The organism is Rhizobium sp. K102, assembly GCF_022385315.1.
GTDB classification, from domain to species: Bacteria; Pseudomonadota; Alphaproteobacteria; order Rhizobiales; family Rhizobiaceae; genus Rhizobium; species Rhizobium croatiense.
Map to the genome: position 1 here is coordinate 2,060,652 of NZ_CP092436.1, position 24,403 is coordinate 2,085,054.

The 24,403-nt window shown below is 62.2% G+C and carries 22 protein-coding genes and 1 pseudogene; 15 read left to right on the forward strand and 8 right to left on the reverse strand.

Annotated features, from left to right (window positions below; genetic code table 11):
* Positions 1-20 precede the first annotated feature (20 nt).
* The 6 genes and pseudogenes from lptF (at position 21) to rsmA (ending at position 7,606) form a co-directional block, all read left to right on the forward strand.
* Complete coding sequence (lptF, locus tag MHI61_RS16120; protein WP_239792690.1) at positions 21-1,202, forward strand: LPS export ABC transporter permease LptF; 1,182 nt, start codon at positions 21-23, stop codon at positions 1,200-1,202.
* Positions 1,199-2,287, forward strand: a complete 1,089-nt coding sequence (gene lptG / locus MHI61_RS16125; RefSeq protein WP_239792851.1) for an LPS export ABC transporter permease LptG — start codon at positions 1,199-1,201, stop codon at positions 2,285-2,287. Before lptF ends, lptG begins: the two co-directional genes overlap by 4 nt.
* Positions 2,287-4,617, forward strand: coding sequence for an LPS-assembly protein LptD (locus MHI61_RS16130; RefSeq protein WP_239792691.1), 2,331 nt, complete (start codon positions 2,287-2,289; stop codon positions 4,615-4,617). The genes lptG and MHI61_RS16130 overlap by 1 nt, the downstream gene beginning before the upstream one ends.
* Positions 4,618-4,800: 183 nt before the next feature.
* Entirely contained in the window at positions 4,801-5,745 is a 945-nt protein-coding gene (locus MHI61_RS16135) for a peptidylprolyl isomerase (protein ID WP_239792692.1), read from the forward strand.
* A gap of 6 nt (positions 5,746-5,751) precedes the next feature.
* Positions 5,752-6,779 (forward strand): annotated as a pseudogene (gene pdxA, locus MHI61_RS16140) (4-hydroxythreonine-4-phosphate dehydrogenase PdxA).
* Complete coding sequence (gene rsmA, locus MHI61_RS16145) at positions 6,779-7,606, forward strand: 16S rRNA (adenine(1518)-N(6)/adenine(1519)-N(6))-dimethyltransferase RsmA (RefSeq protein ID WP_239792693.1); 828 nt, start codon at positions 6,779-6,781, stop codon at positions 7,604-7,606. Before pdxA ends, rsmA begins: the two are co-directional and overlap by 1 nt.
* Before the next feature lie 44 nt (positions 7,607-7,650).
* Here rsmA and gmk read toward each other — a convergent pair whose 3' ends face one another.
* From gmk to fabD, 7 genes are all read right to left on the reverse strand, one after another.
* Positions 7,651-8,313 carry a guanylate kinase gene (gene gmk, locus MHI61_RS16150; protein WP_097580303.1) on the reverse strand — a complete coding sequence of 221 codons (663 nt, stop codon included), beginning with the start codon at positions 8,311-8,313 and terminating at the stop codon, positions 7,651-7,653.
* Between the two features lie 3 nt (positions 8,314-8,316).
* Positions 8,317-9,204, reverse strand: coding sequence for a YicC/YloC family endoribonuclease (locus MHI61_RS16155; protein WP_239792694.1), 888 nt, complete (start codon positions 9,202-9,204; stop codon positions 8,317-8,319).
* 19 nt (positions 9,205-9,223) lie between these two features.
* Positions 9,224-10,441, reverse strand: coding sequence for an endolytic transglycosylase MltG (gene mltG, locus MHI61_RS16160; protein WP_222138514.1), 1,218 nt, complete (start codon positions 10,439-10,441; stop codon positions 9,224-9,226).
* 131 nt (positions 10,442-10,572) lie between these two features.
* On the reverse strand, positions 10,573-11,835 hold the full coding sequence (gene fabF / locus MHI61_RS16165) for a beta-ketoacyl-ACP synthase II (protein WP_239792695.1): 1,263 nt from the start codon (positions 11,833-11,835) through the stop codon (positions 10,573-10,575).
* A 93-nt stretch (positions 11,836-11,928) separates the two neighbouring features.
* The gene (locus tag MHI61_RS16170) at positions 11,929-12,165 is read right to left on the reverse strand and encodes an acyl carrier protein (RefSeq protein ID WP_239792696.1); all 237 of its coding nucleotides are present in this window, start codon (positions 12,163-12,165) and stop codon (positions 11,929-11,931) included.
* Positions 12,166-12,451: 286 nt separating this feature from the next.
* Positions 12,452-13,189, reverse strand: a complete 738-nt coding sequence (gene fabG / locus MHI61_RS16175) for a 3-oxoacyl-[acyl-carrier-protein] reductase (protein ID WP_097606383.1) — start codon at positions 13,187-13,189, stop codon at positions 12,452-12,454.
* 30 nt (positions 13,190-13,219) lie between these two features.
* The gene (fabD, locus tag MHI61_RS16180; protein ID WP_239792697.1) at positions 13,220-14,164 is read right to left on the reverse strand and encodes an ACP S-malonyltransferase; all 945 of its coding nucleotides are present in this window, start codon (positions 14,162-14,164) and stop codon (positions 13,220-13,222) included.
* A gap of 196 nt (positions 14,165-14,360) precedes the next feature.
* On the opposite strand from fabD, the gene MHI61_RS16185 reads away from it, so the two are divergent.
* The 7 genes from MHI61_RS16185 (at position 14,361) to alr (ending at position 21,296) form a co-directional block, all read left to right on the forward strand.
* Complete coding sequence (locus MHI61_RS16185) at positions 14,361-15,404, forward strand: aldo/keto reductase (RefSeq protein ID WP_239792698.1); 1,044 nt, start codon at positions 14,361-14,363, stop codon at positions 15,402-15,404.
* A gap of 302 nt (positions 15,405-15,706) precedes the next feature.
* Positions 15,707-16,165: a 30S ribosomal protein S6 gene (gene rpsF / locus MHI61_RS16190; protein ID WP_004680499.1), complete on the forward strand. Its 459-nt coding sequence runs from the start codon at positions 15,707-15,709 to the stop codon at positions 16,163-16,165.
* Positions 16,166-16,177: 12 nt separating this feature from the next.
* A complete protein-coding gene (gene rpsR, locus MHI61_RS16195) occupies positions 16,178-16,426 on the forward strand; it encodes a 30S ribosomal protein S18 (RefSeq protein WP_004680498.1) in 249 nt (82 codons plus the stop codon).
* A 148-nt stretch (positions 16,427-16,574) separates the two neighbouring features.
* Entirely contained in the window at positions 16,575-17,561 is a 987-nt protein-coding gene (locus tag MHI61_RS16200; RefSeq protein ID WP_239792699.1) for a DUF2232 domain-containing protein, read from the forward strand.
* Between the two features lie 21 nt (positions 17,562-17,582).
* On the forward strand, positions 17,583-18,161 hold the full coding sequence (rplI, locus tag MHI61_RS16205; protein WP_038687995.1) for a 50S ribosomal protein L9: 579 nt from the start codon (positions 17,583-17,585) through the stop codon (positions 18,159-18,161).
* 376 nt (positions 18,162-18,537) lie between these two features.
* Entirely contained in the window at positions 18,538-20,034 is a 1,497-nt protein-coding gene (locus tag MHI61_RS16210; protein ID WP_012483300.1) for a replicative DNA helicase, read from the forward strand.
* 101 nt (positions 20,035-20,135) lie between these two features.
* Complete coding sequence (gene alr / locus MHI61_RS16215; RefSeq protein WP_239792700.1) at positions 20,136-21,296, forward strand: alanine racemase; 1,161 nt, start codon at positions 20,136-20,138, stop codon at positions 21,294-21,296.
* A gap of 10 nt (positions 21,297-21,306) precedes the next feature.
* On the opposite strand, the gene MHI61_RS16220 is transcribed toward alr, so the two are convergent.
* The gene (locus tag MHI61_RS16220) at positions 21,307-21,942 is read right to left on the reverse strand and encodes a LysE family translocator (RefSeq protein ID WP_239792701.1); all 636 of its coding nucleotides are present in this window, start codon (positions 21,940-21,942) and stop codon (positions 21,307-21,309) included.
* A gap of 166 nt (positions 21,943-22,108) precedes the next feature.
* Here MHI61_RS16220 and radA point away from each other — a divergent pair, with 166 nt between their 5' ends.
* Both radA and MHI61_RS16230 read left to right on the forward strand, forming a co-directional pair.
* Positions 22,109-23,509 (forward strand): DNA repair protein RadA, encoded by a 1,401-nt coding sequence (radA, locus tag MHI61_RS16225; protein WP_097580293.1) that lies wholly within the window; start codon positions 22,109-22,111, stop codon positions 23,507-23,509.
* A 90-nt stretch (positions 23,510-23,599) separates the two neighbouring features.
* A complete protein-coding gene (locus tag MHI61_RS16230; protein ID WP_239792702.1) occupies positions 23,600-24,217 on the forward strand; it encodes a CvpA family protein in 618 nt (205 codons plus the stop codon).
* Positions 24,218-24,403: the final 186 nt, after the last annotated feature.

Sequence of the window (24,403 nt, forward strand, 5' to 3'; positions counted from 1 at the left end):
AGGTGCTTTCAAGGGCCGGCATGAAACTACTCGAGACATACATATTGCGGCGCGTCGGCCAGATGTTTCTCGTGGCGCTCCTGCCCGTCCTGGCGATCATTTGGACGACACAGGTGCTGCAGCGCATCAACCTCGTCACCGACAGCGGCCAGTCGATCGGCTCGTTCGCCAAGCTGGCGACGATGATCCTGCCGTCGATCATTCCTGTCGTGCTGCCCTTCGCGCTTGTCATCGCCATCACCCAGACGCTGACGACGATGAACAACGATTCCGAGTTGACCGTCATCGACGCGGCCGGGGCACGGCGCAGCATTCTGATCCGCCCGATCCTGCTGCTTGCCGCCGTCATCAGCGTCTTTTCCTTCTTCGTCGACAATATCGTCGAGCCGCGGGCAAAGACCGTGGCGCGCCAGATGATCGCCGAAACCTATGCCGATCTGCTCTCCTCGGTGATCGAGGAAAAAACCTTCCGCAAGATCGACGAGGGTCTCTACGTGCAGATCTCGAAGCGTCTGGCGGGCCGCATGCTGAAAGGCCTGTTCGTCGCCGACGAGCGTGACCCGGCCTACGAGCTGATCTATTACGCCAAGGAAGGCGCGGTCGACGATACCGGCACGACGCTGATCATGCATGACGGCGAGGTGCATCGCAAAACGCCTGACGGCAACGTCTCGGTCATCAATTTCGATTCCTATTCCTTCGACCTCTCTGACATGACGGAGAACCGCGGTCAGGCGACGTTGAAAGCCAGCGACCGCGACCTGTGGTTCCTGTTCAATCCGGATCCGAACGACAAAGACTTTACGATCCGGCCGCAGAGCTATCGCGCCGAACTGCATCGGCGGCTGACGGACTGGATCCTGCCTGTCGTCTTTGCCCTGTTTTCGCTGGCGATCGCCGGCGATGCGCGGTCGCATCGCGAAGCACGGCTGCATCCGATGGTGAGCGCGCTCGCCTATGCCTTCGCGTTCCGATGGGCTGCCTTCTACGCGGCGAACCAGATCGACACCGATCCGGAATATATCGCCGTTCTCTACGCCATCCCGATCGTCAGCAGCATCGTCTCGATCATTTTCCTCAGCATGCACAAGCGGCTGGTCATGCCTTCGTTCATCTGGGAGCGGATATCGGCCTCCTGGAGACGGACGCAGGAAAGACTGCTTGCCGCGACCAGCAGGTCCGGCGGGGGCGCTGCCCAATGATGTTCGGGACATTGTCGCGCTATTTCTTTCGCCGCTACCTGGCGACGACGGGCTGGTTCCTGATCGGCGTGTCGGCGATCGCCTTCCTCCTCGATTTCAGCGAGACGGCGGGCCGCATGTCCGGTCTGCCCGGCTACACCATCGGCGGCGGCATCGTGATGACCGCCGTGCGCCTGCCGCTCATCCTGCAGCAGACAATCCCCTTCATCGCGCTCTTCGTCGGCATGACGGTGCTGATCGGGCTCAATCGCAAATATGAGCTCGTCGTCACCCGCGCGGCCGGCATCTCGGTCTGGCAGTTCATGTTTCCCTTCATCGCCGGCTCGCTGGCGCTCGGCGTGCTGACGATGACGGCGCTCAACCCGCTTGCCGCCTGGGGACAGCGTCAGGCACTGCTCGTCGAATCGGACTGGCGCGGCGAAAACGCGGTTCTGCGCAAGGCGCCGCAGATTCCGTGGCTGCGCCAGATCAGCGGCCGCGACGATGTCATCATCGGCGCCCAGACGGTCCAGGAGAACGGCACCAAGCTAGTTGACGCCGTGTTGATCCATTTCGATTCAAGCGGTCGAGTCATTCTGAGACAGGATGCCGCCACGGCAAAGTTGGAAGATGGTTACTGGCAGCTTAACGGTGTCATTGAGCGTAAGCCTGGGGAAATCCCGCTGCGCAAAGCTTCGGTCCAACTTCGCACCAATCTGAAACAGGATTTCGTCCAGGAGCGGCTGACAGCGCCGGAAACAATTGGTTTCTTTGACCTTTCCAACCGCATCGCGGCGGCCAAATCCTTCGGCATCTCGACCAAGGCATTGGAGACGCAATTCAACTCTCTGTTGTCCCAGCCATTGCTGCTGGTGGCCATGACTCTCATTGCTGCAACAGTGTCCCTAAAATTTAGCCGGTTCAACCAATCCCGCCCCGTGATTCTGGGTGGAATCCTGTCAGGCTTCATGCTTTATGTCATCACCGTGCTTGTAAAAGCATTCGGAAGCAGTGGAGTCGTGCCTCCCTTCGTGGCGACCTGGATACCGGTGGTCGTCGCGCTGGCCTTGGGCGCGACTATTTTGCTTCATCAGGAGGACGGCTAGTGGCGGTAGGCGACCGCAAGTATTTTAGTAAACAACTGGTTGCCCTGCTGGTCGGTGCGGCTCTATGTTCCTATTTCGGCAGCGCCCCGGCCTCCTACGGCCAGGCCAGCACGCCTGAGCAAAATATCGAGAATAAGATTCCCGAAGGGGCCAAGCTTCTGCTTTCGGCCAACGAACTCGTCTATAACCGTGACGCCGAGCTCGTCTCGGCGGTCGGCGGCGTGCAGATCAACTATGGCGGCTACAAAATGGTCGCGCAGAAGGTCGAGTACAATCAGAAAACCGGCCGGATGATGGCGATCGGCAATGTCGAGCTCGTCAGCCCGGACGGCAACCGCATCTATGCCGACAACCTAGACGTGACCGACAATTTTGCCGACGGGTTCCTGAACTCGCTGCGCATCGAGACCGCCGACAATACGCGTATCGTCGCCGAAAGCGGCGAGCGTGTCGGCGGCACGAAGATGATTCTCAACAAGGGCGTCTACACCGCCTGCCTTCCCTGCGCCGAGGATCCGAAGCGTGCACCCTTCTGGCAGGTCAAGGCCAAGCGCGTGATCCAGAACGGCGAGACCCATACGATCCGTCTGGAGCGGGCCCGCTTCGAGCTGCTCGGCTACCCGATTGCCTTTGTGCCGTTCATCGAGGTTCCCGACAATACGGTGAAGCGCAAGTCCGGCTTCCTGTTCCCGACGATGAGCCTGTCGCAGAATCTCGGCTTCGGTCTTTCCATTCCTTATTATTACGTGATCTCGCCGAGCATGGATGCGACGGTCACCGCAACCGGCTACACGGCCCAGGGCTTCCTCGTCGAAGGCGAATTCCGTCAGCGCTTCGAAAACGGCACGCATATCCTGCGCGTCGCCGGCATCGACCAAGCGAGTCCGGGCAATTTCAGCTCCGGTACCAGTGATGCCGAAGCCGAGCAGCGCGGCATGGTGGCGTCAAAGGCGGAGTTCCGCATCAATCCGCGCTGGACGTTCGGCTGGGACGTCATGATGCAGAGCGACAACAATTTCTCGAAGACCTACAAGCTCCGCGGCCTCAGTGGCACGGATCGCACGAACCAGATCTACCTGACCGGACTCGGCAAACGGAATTATTTCGACATGCGGGCGTTTTATTTCGACGTCCAGGATGCCGACCGCACGAACACCGCCGAAAAACAGCAGGCGATCGTCTATCCCGCGCTCGATTATCATTATGTAGCGCCCCAGCCGCTTGCAGGCGGCGAACTGTCCGCGGATGTCAATCTGACGAATATTTCGCGCACGCATGACGACTTCTATACCGTCGACGGATTCGACCGCTTCCGCGGCCTGAAGGGCCAGACGTCGCGCCTGACCGCCGAACTTCAGTGGAAACGCACCTACGTCACGCCGACCGGCCTGGTGATCACGCCACTTCTGGCCGCGCGCGGCGACGCTTTCGCGCTGAACATGAACGATCCGACCGGTTACGCCGGCAATTACCTTGACGACAATTCCGCCACCCGTTCGATGCTCACCGCCGGGCTGGAGGTGCGTTATCCAATTCTGATGACGACGGAAAACAGCACGCATATCCTCGAGCCGATCGCGCAGATCTATGCCCGCCCCGACGAGCAACTCGCCGGCCGACTGCCGAACGAGGATGCACAAAGCTTCGTCTTCGATGCCACGTCGCTTTTCGACCGCGACAAGTTCTCAGGCTACGACCGTATTGAAGGCGGCACCCGCGCCAATGTCGGCGTCCAGTATACCGGGACTTTCGACAGCGGTTACAAGCTGCACGGCATCTTCGGCCAGTCTTACCAGATCGCCGGCCAGAACTCGTTCGCGACCGACGACCTCGTCAATGTCGGCGCGGATTCGGGCCTCGAAACCGACCGCTCCGATTATGTCGGTCTCGGCGGCGTCGAAACGCCATACGGTGTGTCCGTCGCCGCCTCCTACCGTCTCGACGAGAAGGATTTCGAGTTCCGGCGCGGCGACCTGACGACGGCCTACCAGAACGACACCTTCCAGACGCAGGTGACCTACACCCATCTCAGCGCCCAGCCGGCCTATGGCTTCGCCGAGGACAATGACGAGATCCAGACCAGCAGCAAAGTCAAGTTCAAGGACTACTGGTCGATCTTCGGCGGCATCGCCTGGGATCTGAACAATGATGTGATCAGCCGCCGGACGCTCGGCCTTTCCTATGAGGACGAATGCACGATCTTCACGATCGCCTATACGGATAGCAGGGATTCCGAGGACGAGTCGGCAAGCGATTGGACGATCGGCGCGCGGCTGACGTTCCGCACGCTCGGCGACATCAAGATCGGTTCAGATACCCTCTCCAACTAACGGCGGACGGCGTAAACATGGCCTCAAGTCATTCTTTCGCCGTAAGCCTGTGCAGGACATTGCCGCCAGCCGATATCTGAGGCATAGGGGGTTCGCGCCGTGAAGGAAGCGATTTCCGCGTGTCTCGCACTGTGGTAAGAACGCCGCGAACACCGTCTCGCGGCGCCATTGGGAGGTCAACAGATGATTGACGCGAAAAGAGCCATAACCGCCTTTCTCGCCGGCGCAGCACTTGCCTTGCTGACGGGCCTTGCGAGCCCGGCGCTGGCGGCAAGCGAAGTGCAGGCCGTGGTGAACGGCACTGCCATCACCAGCGGTGATGTCGCCAAGCGGCAGGCCTTCCTGCGCCTGCAGCATACGAAGGCCGACGCCAAAACCGCCAAGGAGCAGTTGATCGACGAAACGCTCAAGCGGCAGGAGGTCGCCCGCGTCCGTATGTCGGTTTCGCAGCAGGACGTCGATGCGTCTTTCGCGCGCTTTTCGGCCGGCAACAAGCTTTCCGTCGAGCAGATGTCGCAGATCCTCGACCGCGCCGGCGTCGGCGTCGACCATTTCAAGGGCTTCATCGCCGTGCAGATGAGCTGGCCGCGTGTCGTCAATGCGCGCTACGGCTCGACCTCGCGGCTGTCGAATTACGATCTCGTCTCGCGCATGATGCAGAACAACAAGCAGAAGCCGGTGACGACGGAATATATGCTGCAGCAGATCATCTTCGTCATCCCGCAGGCAAAGCGCGCAGCCATCACCGGCAAGCGCAAGGGCGAGGCCGAGGCGTCGCGCTCGAAATTCCCCGGCTGCGACCAGGCAAAGGTCTTTGCCGCAACGATGCGTGATGTCGCCGTGCGCGACCTCGGCCGCATGCTCGCTCCCGAAATCCCGCCGGATTGGAAGCCGCTGGTCGAGCAGGCCAAGGGCAACACGACCGGCACCCGCGTCACCGACAAGGGTGTCGAATATCTGGCGATCTGCAGCCAACGCCAGGTTTCCGACGACCAGGCCGCTGAAATGGTCTTCCGCCAGGAGGATCTCGACAAGTCCAAGGCCGCCAAGAATGGTCCGCCGGAAAACGAGAACAGTAAGAAATATCTGGATGAACTGCGCAAGAAGGCGCAGATCGCCTATCGCTGACCGACGATGGTTATACCGTTCTCACGGCCGCTTGCGCTGAGCCAGGGCGATCCCGCCGGCATCGGGCCGGATATCACTCTGATGGCCTGGCTCCGGCGGCGTGAACTCGGACTCCCACCTTTTTCCTGATCGGCGATCCTGATGTCTTGGCCTTGCGAGCCCGCCAGCTCAACCTGGCGGTTTCCATCCGTGAGATCGACAGGGCCGACGAGGCCACCGGCATATTTGCCGATGCACTGCCCGTCATGAGCGTGCCTGTTGGTATTGAGGTCGTGGCCGGTGAACCGCATGTGGCAACGGCAAAAGGCACGATCGCGGCGATCGAGAAAGCCGTATCGCTTGTCATCGGCGGTGAGGCGCTCGCAGTCGTCACCAATCCGATCGCCAAGGCCGTGCTCTACGAGGCGGGCTTCCGCTTTCCCGGCCATACCGAATTTCTCGCCGATCTCGCCGCCAGAGCAACCGGCAGGCCGGTGACCCCTGTCATGATGCTGTCCGGACCGAAGCTCAGGGCCATTCCCGTTACCATTCACATTCCGCTCCGGGACGTGCCGCAGGCGCTGACGGACGAATTGGTCAGGGAAACCTGCCGGATCGCTCATGAAGATCTAAGGCAGCGCTTCGGCATCGATGCGCCGCGGCTCGCGGTTGCCGGCCTCAATCCGCATGCCGGCGAAACCGGAACGATCGGCAGGGAAGACGAGGATGTCATCCGCCCGGCCATCGAGCGCCTGCGCGACGAGGGTATCGACGCTATCGGCCCCCTGCCCGCCGATACGATGTTTCATGACGAGGCGCGGGCGCGATACGATGTCGCCATCTGCATGTATCACGATCAGGCCCTGATCCCCGCCAAGGCGCTCGGTTTCGATGACAGCGTCAACGTCACACTCGGACTTCCCTTCGTGCGCACCTCGCCGGATCACGGCACCGCTTTCGGCATTGCCGGCAAAGGGCTGGCGCGCGAGCAGAGCCTCGTTGCGGCGCTGAAGCTCGCCTTCCAGCTCGGCCGCACTTGGGAAAGCCGCCGCTGATGGCAGCACTCGATGGCCTGCCGCCGCTTCGCGACGTCATTCAGCGTCACGGCCTCGATGCGCGCAAGGCGCTCGGGCAGAACTTCCTGCTGGATCTCAACCTGACGCAGAAGATCGCCCGCACGGCAGGAGGGCTCGAAGAAACGACCGTGATCGAGGTCGGCCCAGGCCCAGGTGGGCTGACGCGCGCGATCCTCGCCCTCGGCGCCAGGAAGGTGATCGCCATCGAGCGGGACAGGCGATGCCTGCCGGCGCTCGCCGAGATCGCCGATCACTATCCGGGCCGGCTGGAGGTGATCGAAGGCGATGCGCTGAAGACGGATTTCGAGCCCCTGGCGCCGGAAGGGCCGGTCAAGATCATCGCCAACCTGCCCTATAATGTCGGCACGCAACTGCTGGTCAACTGGCTGCTGCCAGGAGCCTGGCCGCCTTTCTGGCAGTCGCTGACGCTGATGTTTCAGAAGGAAGTGGGCGAGCGTATCGTCGCCGGCGAGGACGACGACCATTACGGCCGTCTTGGCGTGCTCTGCGGCTGGCGGACCGAGGCACGCATGGCCTTCGACGTGTCGCCGCAAGCCTTCACGCCGCCGCCGAAGGTGACATCGACGGTGGTGCATCTGACGCCCCGGGAAAATCCCATCCCCTGCTCCGTCGCCAATTTGGAAAAGGTGACGCAGGCCGCCTTCGGCCAGCGCCGCAAGATGCTGCGCCAGAGCCTGAAGCCACTCGGCGGCGAGAGTCTGCTCGTCAAGGCCGGGATCGATCCGGCGCGGCGGGCGGAGACGTTGTCCGTCGAGGAGTTCTGCCTTCTGGCAAACAGCCTTTAAAGCGCCCTCAACCGCTGCGCAGCTCGGCGCGATATGCTTTTAATTTAGAGCGACGGCGTCTCTTCCAGCAATCCACGGACGAAATCGAACATGCCATGGCGGCGGTCGCGGCGCAGGCGTTCGGCCTTGACGATCGACTGGACGGAGTCGAAGGCAGCGTTGAGATCGTCGTTGACGATGACATAGTCATATTCGCGCCAGTGGCCGATCTCGGCACGGCTGTTGGCAAGACGCGTCTGGATGACCTCCTCGGAATCCTCGGCGCGGCGGTGCAACCGCGACTGGAGTTCCGTCATGGTCGGCGGCAGCACGAAGATCGAGACGACGTCGGCCGACATCTTCTCCTGCAATTGCTGGGCACCCTGCCAGTCGATGTCGAAGAGCATGTCGCGGCCCTCGGCCATGGCTTGCTCCACAGGCTCACGTGGCGTGCCGTAGAAATTGCCATGCACCTCGGCCCATTCCAGCAGCGCGTCGCTATCGCGCAGCCGCTCGAACTCGCGCACACTCTTGAAGTGGTAATGCACATCCTCGACTTCGCTCGGGCGGCGTTGGCGCGTGGTGACGCTGACGGAGAGGCCGATTTGCCTGTCCTGCTCCAGCAGCGTGCGCGCGATGGTGGACTTGCCGGCGCCCGACGGCGACGAGATGACAAGCATCAGACCGCGGCGGGCGATCTGCACGGGCGAGGATTTCGCCGGTTTCATGTCTTACTCCAAATTCTGGACCTGCTCGCGGAACTGGTCGATCACGACTTTCAACTCGATGCCGGCGGCGGTAACCGCCGAGGCATTCGACTTCGAGCAGATGGTATTCGATTCGCGGTTAAATTCCTGTGCAAGGAAGTCCAGCCGACGTCCGGCAGGTCCGCCTTTCACCAGGAGATTGCGCGCTGCGGCGACATGCGCCTTCAGGCGGTCGATTTCCTCGCGCAGATCCGCCTTGGTCGCCAGCAGCGCGGCTTCGGCATGCAGCCTGTCGCGGTCGAGCGCGGCCATGCCGTCCATCAGCAAGGCGACCTGTGCCACCAGCCGGGAGGCGATCTCCTGCGGCGAGCGCGAGGGATCCGTCTCGATCGTTCGTGTCAGGCCCTCGATCGTTGCGACATGATCGAGAAGAATGCGGGAGAGCGCCGCCCCTTCCTGTTCGCGCATCGCGCGGAGGTCGGCAAGCGCGCCCATGAGGCCGGCGGCAATATCGGCATCCCGGGCGGCAAGCGCCTCCTCGCCGTCCTCGCCCTCGCGGAACTCCACGATGCCGCGCACCAGAAGCAACGTATCGAGCTTCAGCGGCGCCGGATCGATCACGTCCACCAGCTGCTCGCGCATGGCAAGCACGGCGGCAAGCGCCTGCCTGTTCAGCACCGCCTCGAAACGGTTCTCGTCGGCAGTGACCGAGAGCGAGGCCTGCAGGTTGCCGCGGCTGAAACTTTCGCCGGCAATGCGGCGGACCTCCGCCTCCATGCGTTCAAGGCCGGGCGGCAGCCGCAGGCGCAGGTCGAAGCCCTTGCCATTGACCGAGCGCAATTCCCATGCCCAGCGCCAGCGGCCGCTCGTTCCCTCACGCCGCGCAAAACCGGTCATGGACTGCAAAGCCATGCGAGCCTCCCGAAATCCGTCAGTTGATCTTCTTTTTCTTCGGCGGCACGACAGTCGCGCCGTTCTCGCCCGGCTGCTCTTCCGGCTGGCCGTCGACCGCAATGTTCGGATCCGAACCCTTGTCGGCCTCGAGCTTGCGCCAGCGCTTGACGTTGGCATTGTGCTCTTCGAGCGTCGCGGCGAAAACGTGGCCGCCAGTGCCGTCGGCGACGAAATAGAGATCCTGGGTTTTCCAAGGGTTGGCGACGGCTTCCAGCGCATCCTTGCCGGGATTGGCGATCGGCGTCGGCGGCAGGCCCTTGATGACATAGGTATTATAGGGCGTGTCCCGCTTCAGGTCCGACTGGTAGATCGGTCGGTCGGCCGGCTTTCCCTCGCCCCCGAAGAGCCCGTAGATGATCGTGGGATCGGACTGCAGGCGCATGCCCTTGCCAAGCCGATTCAGGAAAACGGAGGCGACATGGGCACGTTCGTCGGGAACGCCGGTCTCCTTCTCGACGATGGAGGCGAGCGTGACAAATTCCTCTTTGGATCGCAGCGGCAGCGAGGAATCACGCTTGTCCCAGACCTGATCGACGAGCTTCTGCTGTGCCGCCGCCATCTGTTCGATGATTTCCGAACGCTTGGTACCGCGCGAGAACTTGTAGGTGTCAGGACGCAGGCTGCCTTCGGCCGGCAGTGCGGCCGGCAGGTCGCCTTCCAGGACCGGATCCTGCAGCATGCGGTCAAACATCTGGCGAACCGTCAGGCCTTCAGGGAAGGAAACCGAATAGAGAATGGACTTGCCCGATTTCAGCAGCTCCATGATATCGCTCATGGAGGCTTTCGCCTTGATCTCGTATTCGCCGGCCTTCAGGCTCTCGCCGGCTGAAAGATGCGTCGCCGTCAGATATCGGAAGATGCGGGCATCGGAGATGATCGCATTGCGCTCGAGGTTCGAAGCGATTTCGGCGAGACCCGCGCCGTTGCGGACGATGAAATTGGTGTTCGTCTGCAGCGGACCCGGGCTCTGATAGGTCGATGTCGCGTAGTAGAAGGCGATGACCGCGACGACGCAGACCAGGACCGCCATCGTCATGATGAAGTTCAGAAAGAGGACGATCTGGCTGCGCGCGTTCTTCGAGCGCTTCGGCGGCTCCGGAACACGTTCCGGACGCAGGGCCTCGTTCGGCGACTTCGGGATGATCGGTCCCTTCTGCGCCTGGCTGTCGTTGCTCTGGTTCGTCGTATCGCTCACCGGCAATCCTCTAAAACTTGGCCCTCATTCCGCTATTTCGCGAAGCAATGCGGCAAAAACAGGTTCTGCCAGAGTTCAACGAAGCCGTTGCCGGTCGTTCAACTCCAGCGCGCCTGCTATGGCGGGCCCTTTTACTGCGCGTAACGGCGCAGCACGAGCGATGCGTTCGTGCCGCCGAATCCGAACGAATTGGACAGGGCCACGTTGATTTCTCGCTCGCGAGCCTTGTGCGGAACAAGATCGATCGCCGTCTCGCGTTCGGGATTGTCGAGATTGAGCGTCGGCGGCGCGATATTGTCACGGATGGCCAGCGTGGCGAAGATCGCCTCGATGGCGCCGGCAGCGCCAAGCAGGTGTCCGGTCGCCGACTTGGTCGAGGACATGGAGATCTTCGACGCCGCATTGCCGACCAGCCGCTCGACCGCTCCGAGTTCGATCGTGTCGGCCATGGTCGAAGTGCCGTGGGCGTTGATGTAGTCGATATCGGCCGGCGTCAGCCCGGCGCGCTTCAGCGCCATCGCCATGCAGCGGCCGGCGCCCTCGCCGTCTTCGGAGGGCGCGGTGATGTGATAGGCGTCTCCCGACAGGCCGTAGCCGACGATTTCGGCATAGATCTTGGCGCCACGCGCCTTGGCGTGTTCCAGTTCCTCGAGCACGACGATGCCGGCGCCTTCGCCCATGACGAAGCCGTCGCGGTCGCGGTCATAGGGGCGCGAGGCCTTCTGCGGATCGTCGTTGTGCTGGGTCGACAGCGCTTTGCAGGCGGCAAAGCCTGCGAGCGAAATGCGGCTGACGGGCGATTCCGTGCCGCCGGCGACCATGACGTCGGCATCACCAAGCGCGATCAGCCGCGCGGCATCGCCGATCGCATGCGCGCCCGTCGAGCAGGCGGTGACGACCGAATGATTGGGTCCGCGCAGCTTGTGGCGGATCGACACCTGGCCGGAAACCAGATTGATCAGGCGGCCGGGAATGAAGAAGGGGGAAATGCGGCGCGGGCCTTTGTCGCGCAGGGTGTAACCTGCCTCGACGATGCCTTCGATGCCGCCGATGCCGGAGCCGATCAGCACGCCGGTGGCGATCTGATCCTCGTCGCTCTCGGGATGCCAGTTGGCGTCGGCAAGCGCCATGTCGGCGGCGGCCATGCCGAAGATGATGAAGGGATCGACCTTGCGCTGTTCCTTCGGCTCCATCCACTGATCGACATTGAAGGTGCCGTCGGCGCCGTCACCGAGCGGAATACGGCAGGCGATCTTGGCGGGAAGGTCGTCGACCTCGAATTCGGTGACGAGGCGGGCGCCGTTCTGGCCGGCGAGCAGCCGCGACCACGTCACCTCAGTTCCGCATCCCAAGGGTGATACCATGCCGGTACCAGTGATGACGACACGTCTCATCGCGTGCTTTCCCCCGTCTCTTATGTTCTATGGAGAAATAGGCCGAAAAGAAAAGGGCGAACTCCAGGCCCGCCCTTTCTCGAATCTACAGGATCAGGCCTGGGCCTTCTCAATAAACTTCACTGCATCGCCGACCGTCAGGATCGAGTCGGCAGCGTCGTCGGGGATTTCAACGCCGAATTCTTCTTCGAAAGCCATGACAAGTTCGACCGTGTCGAGCGAGTTGGCGCCCAGATCGTCGATAAAGCTGGCGCTCTCGACGACCTTGTCGGCATCGACGCCAAGATGATCAATAACAATTTTCTTTACGCGTTCTGCGATATCGCTCATGTCGGTTTCCTCGACCTTATGTCCTGATCGGAATGCCCTTGCGGCACCCCTACCCTGTTTCAGCCTGCGATGTTTTCAGACATCCTCGGCAAACTCGTTTACCCGGCTTCAGAGATTTCCGAGGCTTGCGAAAAGCCCGCCGGTCCGTCTGCTTTCTCGGGACGACTGTTCACAGTCATGGCCCGCTTAACATGGTTTAAGTCTGCCGCAAAGCCAGAAAATCAACGCTTCGTGATTGCTCAACATGCTATTGGCGGAATTATCCCCATGCCGATGGTTTGTCGTTTCAGATCATCGCCATGCCGCCGTTTACGTGCAGTGTCTGGCCGGTCATGTAGGCAGCTTCGGAGGACGCGAGGTAGGCAACCGCCGAAGCGACTTCGCCGCCCGTGCCCATCCGCTTCATCGGGATCGCCCCCATGATCGCTTCCTTCTGCTTGTCGTTCAGCTTGCCGGTCATGGCGCTTTCGATGAAGCCGGGTGCGACGCAGTTGACGGTCACGTTGCGGGTGGCGATTTCCTGGGCCAGCGACTTGGTGAAGCCGATCATGCCGGCCTTGGAGGCGCAATAGTTGGCCTGCCCCGGATTGCCGGTGACGCCGACGACGGAGGTGATGTTGATGATGCGGCCATAACGGCGGCGCATCATCGGGTGCGTCAATTCGCGCGTCAGGCGGAACGTCGACGTCAGATTGACTTCGAGAACGGCATCCCAGTCCTCGTCGCTCATCCGCACGAAGAGGCCGTCCCTGGTGATGCCGGCATTGTTGACGAGGATATCGACGCCTTCGAGTTCGGCTTCGGCCTTCTGGCCGAGTGCCTTGACTTCGTCGCGGTCCGACAGGTTGGCCGGGAAGATCTTGACGCGCTCGCCGAGCTCGGCTGCCAGCGCTTCCAGCTTCTCGACGCGGGTGCCGTGCAGGCCGACGGTGGCGCCCTGCTTATGAAGAAGGCGGGCGATTTCCTCGCCGATACCGCCCGATGCGCCGGTGACGAGAGCCTTGCGGCCGGAAAGATCGAACATGGAAACGTTCCTTATATCTGGAGATATCAATCAGGCCATGAGGGCGGCGACGGCCGCGTCGATATCCGCCGGACCGCCGACGGAGATACCGTTGACTGTTTTGTCGATGCGGCGGGCAAGACCGGTCAGCACCTTGCCGGAACCGAGTTCATAAAGCGTGGTCACGCCATTGCCGGCGAACCACTCCACGGTCTCGCGCCAGCGGACCTGGCCGGTCACCTGTTCGACCAGGAGGTTCGCGATCTCGTCGGCACCCGTCACCGGGGCGGCGCGGACATTGGCGATGAGGGGCACGACGGGATCCGACTTGGCGACCGTCGCCAGCGCTGCGCGCATGGCCTCTGCGGCGGGCGCCATCAGCTTGGAATGGAAGGGAGCCGAGACCGGCAGCAGGATGGCGCGTTTGGCGCCCTTGTCGGTTGCCAGACCGGCGGCCTTTTCGACGGCCGCCTTCTCGCCCGAAATGACGATCTGGCCGCCGCCGTTGTCGTTGGCGATCTGGCAGGCGCCGGTGGCGGCCGCCGATTCGCAGACGGCTGCGACGTCGGCATGTTCCAGGCCGATGATCGCCGCCATGGCGCCGACGCCGACGGGGACGGCGGCCTGCATGGCATTGCCGCGAATGCGCAACAGCCGCGCCGTATCGGCGAGCGAAAAGGTGCCGGCGGCGCAAAGTGCCGAATATTCGCCCAGCGAGTGGCCGGCGACAAAGGCGACCTTGGACTTCAGATCCAGCCCCTTGGCTTCGAGAACACGGACTACGGCGATCGAGACGGCCATCAGCGCCGGCTGGGCGTTCGCCGTCAAGGTCAACGTGTCCTCCGGACCGTTGAACATAACGTCCGAAAGCTTTTCACCGAGCGCCTCGTCGACTTCTTCGAAAACGGCGCGGGCTTCCGCGAAATTCTCGGCCAGATCCTTGCCCATGCCGACGGCCTGACTGCCCTGGCCGGGAAAAGTGAAAGCAATGGTCATTCTGATGTCCCTGATTGCGCCCCTTGAGGCTGTTTTGCCTCCAATTGACATTCTTTCCGGCAGAGTCAAGTGGCGGCACCTTCTGCGCAAAGCCTTTCGCCCCGGCGCAAAAGCCGGGTTTTTGCTCTTGCGCTCCGTCAAATCCGGCCTAGATTTGCCCGGTCCTCCCCAAGGCTCCAACCCCTAAGGTTTTTGCATGAAGTACAATTCACTCGGCCGTACCGACATTTCCGTTTCGGAGATCTGCCTCGGTACCATGACCTGGGGTTCGCAGAACAGCGAAGCCGACGCGCATGCGCAGATGGATTACGCCGTCGCAAAGGGTGTCAATTTCTTCGATACCGCCGAGCTTTATCCGACCACCCCGGTTTCGCCCGAAACGCAGGGCTGGACCGAAGACTATATCGGCAGCTGGTTCGAAAAGACCGGCAAGCGGAGGGAAATCGTGCTCGCCACCAAGGTCGCCGGCCGCGGCCGCGATTATCTGCGCGGCGGCGACGGCGCCGACGCGAGGAATATCCGTCTGGCGCTCGAGGCCAGCTTGAAGCGGCTGAAGACGGATTATGTCGACCTCTACCAGGTGCACTGGCCGAACCGCGGGCATTTCCACTTCCGGCAGAACTGGAGCTACAACCCCTTCAACCAGGATCGCGACAAGGCCGTCGCCAACATGCTCGACATCCTGGAAACCCTGGGGGCACTGGTCAAGGAAGGCAAGATCCGGGCGATCGGCCTTTCCAACGAAACCACCTGGGGCATCCAGAAATACCTGACCCTCTCCGAACAGAGGAACCTGCCGCGCGTCGCCAGCGTTCAGAACGAGTACAATCTGCTCTACCGGCATTTCGACCTCGATCTCGCCGAGCTCTCGCATCACGAGGATGTCGGGCTGCTCGCCTACTCGCCGCTCGCCGGCGGCATCCTGACCGGCAAATATGTCAATGGCGGCAGGCCGAAGGGGTCGCGCGCTTCGATCAATCCCGACATCGGCGGCCGCCTGCAGCCGCTGCAGGAGCCGGCGACCAAGGCCTATCTGGCGCTCGCCGCAAGGTACGGTCTCGACCCGGCAGTCATGGCGCTCGCCTTCTGCCGATCGAGGCCCTTCATGACCTCGGTCATCATTGGCGCGACCTCGATGGAACAGCTGGAAATCGATCTCGGCGCGGCCGAGCTAACGCTTTCGGACGAGGTGCTGGCGGAAATTGCCAAGGTGCACCGGCAGTATCCTCTGACGCTTTGATGGCCCGCCCCGGCGCTACCGCTTGATCTCAGTCGGGCTCGAATGTCCGATTGGGGTTGCCTTTCCCCAAAAAATCCGTATAAGCCGCGCTGTTCGTTAACCCGGTCTTCTGGCTGGTGGCTGAACGGAGGGCCGGTTTCCTCGGAAATCGTTCGGAACGGAAGCGTTCCAGCCTCCCGTGTCTCCGCTCTCGACCGTCTCGGAAAACGCTTTCTTGCCTGGGTCCGCCCAATCAGGAGCAGTCGTTGAGGCTTAGCCGCCGAATATCGGGTTGAACCAAACGCAAGAAAGGCAAAGCTGTCATGGCTCTTTATGAACATGTATTCCTTGCCCGGCAGGATATTTCCGCTCAGCAGGTCGACGCCCTCGTAGAACAGTACAAGGGCGTGATCGAAGCTAACGGCGGTAAGGTCGGGCGTATCGAGAACTGGGGCCTCAAGTCCCTCACCTACCGCATCAAGAAGAACCGCAAGGCGCACTATGCGCTGATGGACATTGATGCTCCGGCTGCTGCGATCCAGGAAATGGAACGCCAGATGCGCATCAGCGAGGACGTTCTTCGCTACATGACCATCGCCGTCGAAAAGCACGAAGAAGGCCCGTCTGCCATGCTGCAGAAGCGCGACCGCGACGACCGCGGCCCGCGTGAAGGCGGCGACCGTGGCCCGCGCCGCGAATTCGGTGACCGTCCGCCGCGCCGTGACGGCGACTTCCAGCGTGGCCCGCGTCCGGATCGCGCTCCCCGCGAAGACCGTGCATAAGGAGATATAAGAATGTCTGAAGCTTCCTCCGCACCGGTCCGCCGCCCGTTCCATCGCCGCCGCAAGACCTGCCCGTTCTCCGGCGCAAACGCACCGCGGATCGACTACAAGGACGTTCGTCTGCTGCAGCGCTACATTTCCGAGCGCGGCAAGATCGTTCCGTCCCGCATCACGGCCGTTTCCCAGAAGAAGCAGCGCGAACTCGCCCAGGCGATCAAGCGCGCCCGTTTCCTCGGCCTGCTGCCGTACGTCGTCGCCTAATAGAATATGTGACCCCCGGATTTCTGATCCGGGGGTTGCCTCCCTTCCGCGATGGGCGCGGATCGGAACTGTTAAAACCCATGTTGAGACGTTTCTGAATTCGATTCAGCAACTTCCTCTAACTGCTTGATGAAGCAGGACAGCGACCTTGAAACGACTGGATCTTAAAACGCTGCTGACCGGCGCACTCGCCGGCTTGACCGCTGCCCTGCTGGTGCTGGGCGCGAGCGTGCAGCCGTCGTTTTTCAGTGCGCTCCTCTATACTGCTTCGGCACTGCCGATCCTGCTTGTCGGGCTCGGCTGGGGCAATGTCGCCGCGATCGTGGCCGTCGTCACTGCAGCCGCACTCGGCGCGGCCTTCATCTCGCCCTCCTTCGCGCTGATCATGACGCTCGTGACGCTGCTGCCGGCCGGCTGGCTCAGCCACCTCGCCAATCTCGCCCGCCCCGCATCCGAACTCGGCGGTCCGGACCACCTGCTCGCCTGGTATCCGCTCTCCGATATCCTGCTGCATCTTTGCGGCCTGGTGACGTTCGCCGTCATCGTCATCGGTGTGATGATCGGCTACGGGCCCGAGATCACCGATCCGATCGTCGATCTGCTGATCGCCTCGGTCAAGCAGCAGCAGCCGGAATTCATGCCGGATCCGGCGGCGACCGCGCAGACCAAATCGCTGATCCTGCTGATGCTGCCGGCTTTGCAGGGCGGCATGTGGGTGACGATGCTGTTCGCAGCCTATTATTTCGCGGTGCGCATCGTCGCGGCATCCGGCCGCGGCCTTCGCCCCCGCGAGGACATTCCCTCGTCGCTGCGCATGAACCGCAACTCGATCTTCATCTTCCTCGCCGGGCTTGCCGCCTGCTTCTTCGGCGGCGTTCCGGCGCTGATCGGCGCGACCGTGATCGGCACATTCGGCGCCGGCTTCATGCTCTCCGGCTTTGCCTCTCTGCATTTCCGCACGCGCGGCAAAGACTGGCGTTTGCCGGCCCTCATCCTCTGCTATCTGGCCTCCATGCTCATGCTGCTGCCAGCTCTCCTCATCCTCGTCCTCGGTCTCGTCGATACGCGCAAGGCGATCGCGCTGACCCCGGCGAAAGATGCCGATGCCCCCAAACAACCCGATACGAAAATCTGAGACACAGAAAGGACAAAGAAAATGGAAGTCATCCTTCTCGAACGCATCTCCAAGCTCGGCCAGATGGGCGAAACCGTAAAGGTCCGCGACGGCTTTGCCCGTAACTACCTGCTGCCGCTCGGCAAGGCGCTGCGCGCCAACGCCGCCAACAAGACCCGCTTCGAAGCCGAGCGCGCGACGCTCGAAGCCCGCAACCTCGAGCGCAAGTCGGAAGCCCAGAAGGTCGCCGACGTTCTCGACGGCAAGTCGTTCATCGTCGTGCGCTCCGCCGGCGAAACCGGCCAGCTCTACGGCTCGGTCGCTGCCCGTGACGTCGTCGAGATTCTCGCCGCCGAAGGCTTCAACATCGGCCGCAACCAGGTTCACCTGAACACGCCGATCAAGGCGATCGGCCTGCACAAGGTCGAGCTGCAGTTGCATGCCGAAGTCGAAATCAATGTCGAGCTGAACGTTGCCCGTTCCGCCGATGAGGCTGAGCGCCAGGCCAAGGGCGAAGAACTCACCTCGGTCGACGCGATCTACGGCGTCGACGAAGACGCACTGCGTCCGGAAGATTTCTTCGATCCGGAAGCCGACGGCATCGACGAAGACGAAGCATAAGTCTCGCCGGACACGATCCGCGTGAGGGAAGCCCGGCCGTTGCGCCGGGCTTTTTCGTTTCATTCGCTTGATTGGAAACAACCGGGGAGAACACCTTTTATCGGGGGATTTCCTGATGTTTTTGCTGCGTGCCCGATGTCATCGCGTTACCATGGTCGTCTCCGGAACGAATGAGCTGAGTCGGCTCCGTACCGTGTCCTCAGGGTGACACTCCCGGTATTTCTCGCTTGTGTCGCCCCTGGACTGTGGAGAAGTCGAACAACGTGCACAGCGTTCGGGATTTAGGCGATGCGGACCTCCGCGCCTTTTGCAGCCCCTTGATTTTCTCCATCCGGAATTGCAAATCCGGAGTTGGAAAAAGACAGAACGGATGATGATGAACGACGCCGCTCGAAAGATTGCAGCTGTTGCTCCCTCGGAGCAGCATTATCGCGAAGCACCCAACAACATCGAAGCCGAGCAGGCGCTTCTGGGTGCCATCCTGATGAACAACGACGCCTATTACCGGGTGTCGGACTTCCTCAAGCCGATCCATCTCTACGAACCGCTGCACCGGAAGATCTTCGAGGTCGCCGGCGACATTATCCGCATGGGCAAGATCGCCAACCCGGTAACGATCAAGACCTTCCTCAAGGCCGACGAAAAGGTCGGCGACATGACGGTTTCGCAATATCTGGCGAGCCTGGTCAGCAACGCGGTCACCGTCATCAATGCCGAGGATTACGGAAGAGCGATCTATGACCTGGCGCTGCGCCGGGCGCTGATCACCATCGGCGAGGACGTCGTCAACATCGCCTATGACGCGCCGCTCGACATGCCGCCGCAGTCGCAGATCGAGGATACCGAACGCCGTCTCTTCGAACTTGCGGAAAACGGCCGCTACGACGGCGGATTCCAGTCCTTCAACGACGCCGTGGCGCTGGCGATCGACATGGCGGCCGTCGCCAAGGAACGCGACGGCGGCCTTTCCGGCATTTCCACCGGCATCCACTCGCTGGACGCCAAGATGGGCGGCCTGCAGCGTTCGGATTTGATCATCCTCGCCGGGCGCCCGGGCATGGGCAAGACCTCGCTTGCCACCAACATCGCCTACAATATCGCCGCCGCCTACGAGGGCGAGGTGCAGTCGGACGGAAGTATGAAGGCGAGGAATGGCGGCGTCGTCGGCTTCTATTCGCTCGAAATGTCGTCCGAACAGCTCGCCACCCGTATCATCTCCGAACAGACGGAAGTCTCCTCCTCGAAGATCCGCCGCGGCGACATCAACGATGCCGATTTCGAAAAGCTCGTCGCCTGCTCGATGATGATGCAGAAGGTGCCGCTCTATATCGACCAGACCGGCGGTATCTCGATCGCTCAGCTTTCGGCACGCGCGCGCCGCCTCAAGCGTCAGCGCGGCCTCGACGTGCTCGTGGTCGACTACGTGCAGCTGATGACCGGCTCGGGCAAATCCAGCGACAATCGCGTCCAGGAAATCACCCAGATCACCACCGGCCTGAAGGCGCTCGGCAAGGAGCTCAACGTTCCGATCATTGCGCTGTCGCAGCTGTCGCGTCAGGTCGAAAGCCGTGACGACAAGCGGCCGCAGCTTTCCGACCTTCGTGAATCCGGTTCGATCGAGCAGGACGCCGACGTCGTGCTGTTCGTGTTCCGCGAGGAATATTACGTCAAGAACCAGGAGCCGCGCGATCCCCACGATCCGAAATATCCGGAATGGGAAGCGCTGTTCGACAAGGTGAAGGGCACGGCCGACGTCATCATCGCCAAGCAGCGCCACGGGCCGACGGGCACGGTGAAGCTCGCCTTCCAGGCGGAATTCACGCGTTTTGCCGATCTCGCCGATCCCTCCTTCATACAATATGAAGAGCATTGATCACGGTGCAGCTGTCATCCGGGCTTCGGCCTTTCCCTCGACAGGGTTGACCTTTAGACTGGCCGGAGAATCCTTCTCCGGCCTCTTTTTCGACGTGGATCATGAGCGAATTTCTGGACGCCTCAGACGACGACAATTTTGCCTCGGCGGGTCTGCGGCTGACCGTCGACCTCACCGCGCTGACGGAAAACTGGCGCGACATGGCGCGCCGTTCGGGCGCTGCGCGCGCCGCAGCCGTCGTCAAGGCGGATGCCTACGGCCTCGGCATCGAGGACGCCGGCGAAGCGCTCTACACGGCAGGCGCACGGGATTTCTTCGTCGCGACCGTCGATGAGGGCGTGACACTTCGCCTCTATGCGCCGGATGCGCGCATCTTCGTGCTGTCAGGCATATGGCCGGGCACGGAACGGCGCTTCTTCGATAATGACCTGGTGCCGGTGATTTCCTCCGACGAGCAGTTCGCCTTCTGGATGGCGGTGCTTGCCGATTATGGCGATTACCCTTGTGCGCTGCATGTCGACACCGGCTTCAACCGGCTGGGGCTGCGTATCGACGATGCGATCGCGCTTGCCGACGACGTCTCGCGGCCGGCAAGCTTCGCACCGGTGCTCGTCATGAGCCACCTCGCCTGCGGCGACGATCCCAGCCACGTCATGAACCGGCAACAACTCGAATCATTCCGCAGGGTTACCGCCGCCTATGAAGGCATCGATTCAAGCCTTGCAGCCTCGGCGGGCATCTTTCTCGGCGACGACTATCACTTCGACCTGACCCGCCCCGGCATCGCGCTCTATGGCGGCGAAGCTGTCTGCGGCAAGGCGAACCCGATGCGCCCGGTCGCCACCGCGGAGGCACGCGTCATCCAGGTGCGCAGCGTCGAAGCCGGTGAGAGCGTCAGCTACGGGCGGGCGCTGCAGCTGCGCCGTGACAGCCGGCTGGCGATCGTCTCGGCCGGTTATGCCGACGGCTATATGCGCAGCCAGTCGAGCGGCGGCGTGCCGCTGCGCCAGGCCGTGCCGCAGGGCGGACATGGCTTCATTGCCGGACACAAGGTCCCGGTTGCCGGCCGGATCACCATGGATCTGACGATCTTCGACGTCACCGATCTGCCTGAAAACGCCGTGCGCGCCGGGGACTATGTCGAGCTGTTCGGAAAGAACATGGCGCTGGACGACGTGGCACGGGCGGCAGGGACGATCGGATACGAGATCCTGACCAGCATGGGGCTGCGCCACGAGCGGCGCTATGTGGCCGAGGAGTAGTGTTCGTCCGTCAGTGGCTGGTGAGCGCGAGACGCACGCCGAGCGCTACGAAAAGCGCGCCGAGGCCGCGATCGAGCCATCGCTCGATTTCGCGATTATTTTTAAGCATGTCTGCGAGGCGCCCGCCGAGAAGCACGAGCGGCGGCTCGATGAACGCAGCGACGCCTATGATTAACCCGCCATGGAGCATCAATTGAGCCCAGGCCGGCCCTGCGCCTTCGACCACGAATTGCGGCAGGAAGGCCAGGAAAAATATCGCGACTTTCGGATTGAGGAGCGACACCAGTATACCCTGCCGGTAGATTTTTCCGACCGGCATTTGTTCGCGAGCTGCCTTCATCAGGCTGCCACCGCCCCCGGCGCGCAAAGCCTGAATGCCTAACCAGACGAGGTAGGCCGCACCAACCCATTTGACGGCGGAAAAGGCGACGGCCGAGGCGGCCAGCACGGCCGAAAGGCCCAGTGCCGCCATCAGAACGTGCAGGCAGGCACCCGACCAGACGCCGAACAGCGCCGAAAAACCGGCGCGTTTGCCGCCTCTCATCGTGTGGCCGAGGATAAACGCGATGTCGGGGCCTGGCGACAGGTTGAGCAAAACCGCCGCCGACAGAAATGCAAGCCAGTGCGCAAGCGAATATTCGAACATCTTCTACCGTTCCGGATGAGCAGGAACGAAAAGCATAGGCACGGCAAACGCTGATGGGGAAATCATTAGTTTTGATCCGTCGCGATAGCCATTATCTCAAGTTCAACAATGATTCGATGAAGGACACGACGGCTTCATCTGGGCAACTCGACCGAAAGAGCGATTGATGGCGAAGGCCAGGACACAATTCATCTGCCAGAATTGCGGCGCGGTGCACAACCGCTGGGCCGGCAAATGCGACAATTGCGGCGAGTGGAACACCATCGTCGAGGAAGATCCGATGGGCGGCATCGGCTCCGGCCCCGGCAAGACGCCGAAGAAGGGCCGGCCGGTGGCGCTGACGGCGCTGTCCGGCGAGATCGAGGAGGCGCCGCGCATTCATACCGCCATGTCCGAACTCGACCGCGCGCTTGGCGGCGGCTTCGTGCGCGGCTCGGCGGTGCTGATCGGCGGCGATCCCGGCATCGGCAAATCGACGCTGCTGATGCAGGCGGCTGCCGCCCTTGCGCGGCGCGGGCACAGGATCATCTACGTCTCCGGCGAAGAGGCGGTAGCACAGGTTCGCCTCAGGGCGCAGCGTCTTGCGGCAGCCGATACCGACGTGATGCTGGCGGCCGAAACCAATGTCGAGGATATTCTGGCGACGCTCGCCGAGGGCAAACGTCCTGACCTCGTCATTATCGATTCCATCCAGACGCTCTGGAGCGAGCTTGCCGAATCCGCGCCGGGAACGGTGACGCAGGTGCGCACCGGCGTGCAGTCGATGATCCGCTTCGCCAAGCAGACGGGTGCCGCCATGGTGCTCGTCGGGCATGTGACCAAGGATGGGCAGATCGCCGGGCCGCGTGTCGTCGAGCACATGGTCGACGCCGTGCTTTATTTCGAAGGCGATCGCGGCCATCACTACCGCATCCTGCGCACCGTCAAGAACCGCTTCGGCCCCACCGACGAGATCGGTGTCTTCGAGATGTCCGACAGAGGCTTGCGCGAAGTCGCCAACCCATCCGAACTCTTTCTCGGCGAGCGCAACGAAAAATCGCCGGGTGCGGCCGTCTTCGCCGGCATGGAGGGCACGCGGCCCGTGCTCGTCGAGGTGCAGGCGCTGGTGGCGCCGACCTCGCTCGGCACGCCGCGGCGCGCCGTGGTCGGCTGGGATTCGGCCCGGCTGTCGATGATCCTGGCGGTGCTGGAGGCCCATTGCGGCGTCAGGCTCGGCCAGCACGACGTCTATCTCAACGTCGCCGGCGGCTACCGCATCTCCGAACCGGCGGCCGACCTCGCCGTTGCCTCGGCGCTCGTTTCGTCGCTCGCCGGTATTGCCCTTCCCGCCGATTGCGTCTATTTCGGCGAAGTCAGCCTGTCGGGCGCCATCCGACCGGTTGCGCACACCGCCCAGCGCCTCAAGGAAGCCGAGAAGCTGGGCTTTTCGACAGCGCTGCTTCCTTCCGCCTCCGCCGAGCTGCCGAAGGGTTCCGGCGGGCGATGGAACGAGGTCGAAAGCCTGCCGGATCTGGTCGCGCGCATCGCCGGATCGAAGGGAGCGCTGCGTGTGGAAGACGAGGTTTGATCCTTTCATTGCCGGGAACGGTGATGATATAGGAAGCACACGATAAGGCACGACACGGCCGCCGAGCGGCAGTCCTGGAGTTGAATTTACATGCCCATTACGATTTTCGACGGTATTGTCATCGGCGTCGTGCTCTTCTCCGCCGTACTGGCGATGGTCCGCGGCTTCTCCCGCGAGATCCTTTCGATCGCAAGCTGGGGCGGTTCGGCCGCCGCCGCCTACTACCTCTATCCGTACCTGCTGCCTTATGCGAAGAAATACACCGATGACGACCGCATCGCGATCGCCGGCTCGGCCGCGGTCGTCTTCCTGATCGCACTCATCGTCATCTCCTTCATCACCATGAAGATCGCCGATTTCATCATCGACAGCCGCATCGGCGCGCTCGACCGCACGCTGGGCTTCCTGTTCGGCGCGGCGCGCGGCCTGCTGCTGATGGTCGTCGCCGTCGCTTTCTGGAACTGGCTCGTCGATGTCGACCACCGGCCGACCTGGGTCAATGAGGCCAAGTCGAAGCCCTTCCTGGATTCGATGGTGGTGAAGCTGAAGGCCGTCCTGCCGGAGCAATTTGCCCAGATGATCGAGGCAAGCTTCCGTGATAAGATGCAGTCGCCGGCACAGGGCGGCGAAGGCACTACACCGCCGGCCACCGATCAGGCTCCGGCGGAAGACGCGCCTGCAGGCAGCACACAGCAGCCGACGAATTGACACAGTGTTCAAGAGCTTGACCCGCCGTCCGGCAATTGCCATTTGAGCGGGACGTGAAATAAAGGTCCGGCCGGGCATTCAGCTCCGCCGGACCTCAGCCGTTTCAGAGCCGGCGAGCGGGCTTTGAAAGCGGATGTCGTTCAGCATGACGTTATCGGATCAGTTTCCGATATATGATACTGGAAA

What these genes read in the sequence shown, in the direction of transcription:
- alr (WP_239792700.1), top strand. Translation starts at nt 20,136, where the DNA reads ATGAGCGAATTTCTGGACGCCTCAGACGACGACAATTTTGCCTCGGCG.
- MHI61_RS16210 (WP_012483300.1), top strand. Translation starts at nt 18,538, where the DNA reads ATGAACGACGCCGCTCGAAAGATTGCAGCTGTTGCTCCCTCGGAGCAG.
- lptG (WP_239792851.1), top strand. Translation starts at nt 1,199, where the DNA reads ATGATGTTCGGGACATTGTCGCGCTATTTCTTTCGCCGCTACCTGGCG.
- MHI61_RS16230 (WP_239792702.1), top strand. Translation starts at nt 23,600, where the DNA reads ATGCCCATTACGATTTTCGACGGTATTGTCATCGGCGTCGTGCTCTTC.
- MHI61_RS16170 (WP_239792696.1), bottom strand. Translation starts at nt 12,165, where the DNA reads ATGAGCGATATCGCAGAACGCGTAAAGAAAATTGTTATTGATCATCTT.
- MHI61_RS16220 (WP_239792701.1), bottom strand. Translation starts at nt 21,942, where the DNA reads ATGTTCGAATATTCGCTTGCGCACTGGCTTGCATTTCTGTCGGCGGCG.
- radA (WP_097580293.1), top strand. Translation starts at nt 22,109, where the DNA reads ATGGCGAAGGCCAGGACACAATTCATCTGCCAGAATTGCGGCGCGGTG.
- MHI61_RS16155 (WP_239792694.1), bottom strand. Translation starts at nt 9,204, where the DNA reads ATGGCTTTGCAGTCCATGACCGGTTTTGCGCGGCGTGAGGGAACGAGC.
- lptF (WP_239792690.1), top strand. Translation starts at nt 21, where the DNA reads ATGAAACTACTCGAGACATACATATTGCGGCGCGTCGGCCAGATGTTT.
- fabF (WP_239792695.1), bottom strand. Translation starts at nt 11,835, where the DNA reads ATGAGACGTGTCGTCATCACTGGTACCGGCATGGTATCACCCTTGGGA.
- fabD (WP_239792697.1), bottom strand. Translation starts at nt 14,164, where the DNA reads ATGACCATTGCTTTCACTTTTCCCGGCCAGGGCAGTCAGGCCGTCGGC.
- rpsR (WP_004680498.1), top strand. Translation starts at nt 16,178, where the DNA reads ATGTCTGAAGCTTCCTCCGCACCGGTCCGCCGCCCGTTCCATCGCCGC.
- fabG (WP_097606383.1), bottom strand. Translation starts at nt 13,189, where the DNA reads ATGTTCGATCTTTCCGGCCGCAAGGCTCTCGTCACCGGCGCATCGGGC.
- MHI61_RS16185 (WP_239792698.1), top strand. Translation starts at nt 14,361, where the DNA reads ATGAAGTACAATTCACTCGGCCGTACCGACATTTCCGTTTCGGAGATC.
- rplI (WP_038687995.1), top strand. Translation starts at nt 17,583, where the DNA reads ATGGAAGTCATCCTTCTCGAACGCATCTCCAAGCTCGGCCAGATGGGC.
- gmk (WP_097580303.1), bottom strand. Translation starts at nt 8,313, where the DNA reads ATGAAACCGGCGAAATCCTCGCCCGTGCAGATCGCCCGCCGCGGTCTG.
- MHI61_RS16135 (WP_239792692.1), top strand. Translation starts at nt 4,801, where the DNA reads ATGATTGACGCGAAAAGAGCCATAACCGCCTTTCTCGCCGGCGCAGCA.
- rpsF (WP_004680499.1), top strand. Translation starts at nt 15,707, where the DNA reads ATGGCTCTTTATGAACATGTATTCCTTGCCCGGCAGGATATTTCCGCT.
- rsmA (WP_239792693.1), top strand. Translation starts at nt 6,779, where the DNA reads ATGGCAGCACTCGATGGCCTGCCGCCGCTTCGCGACGTCATTCAGCGT.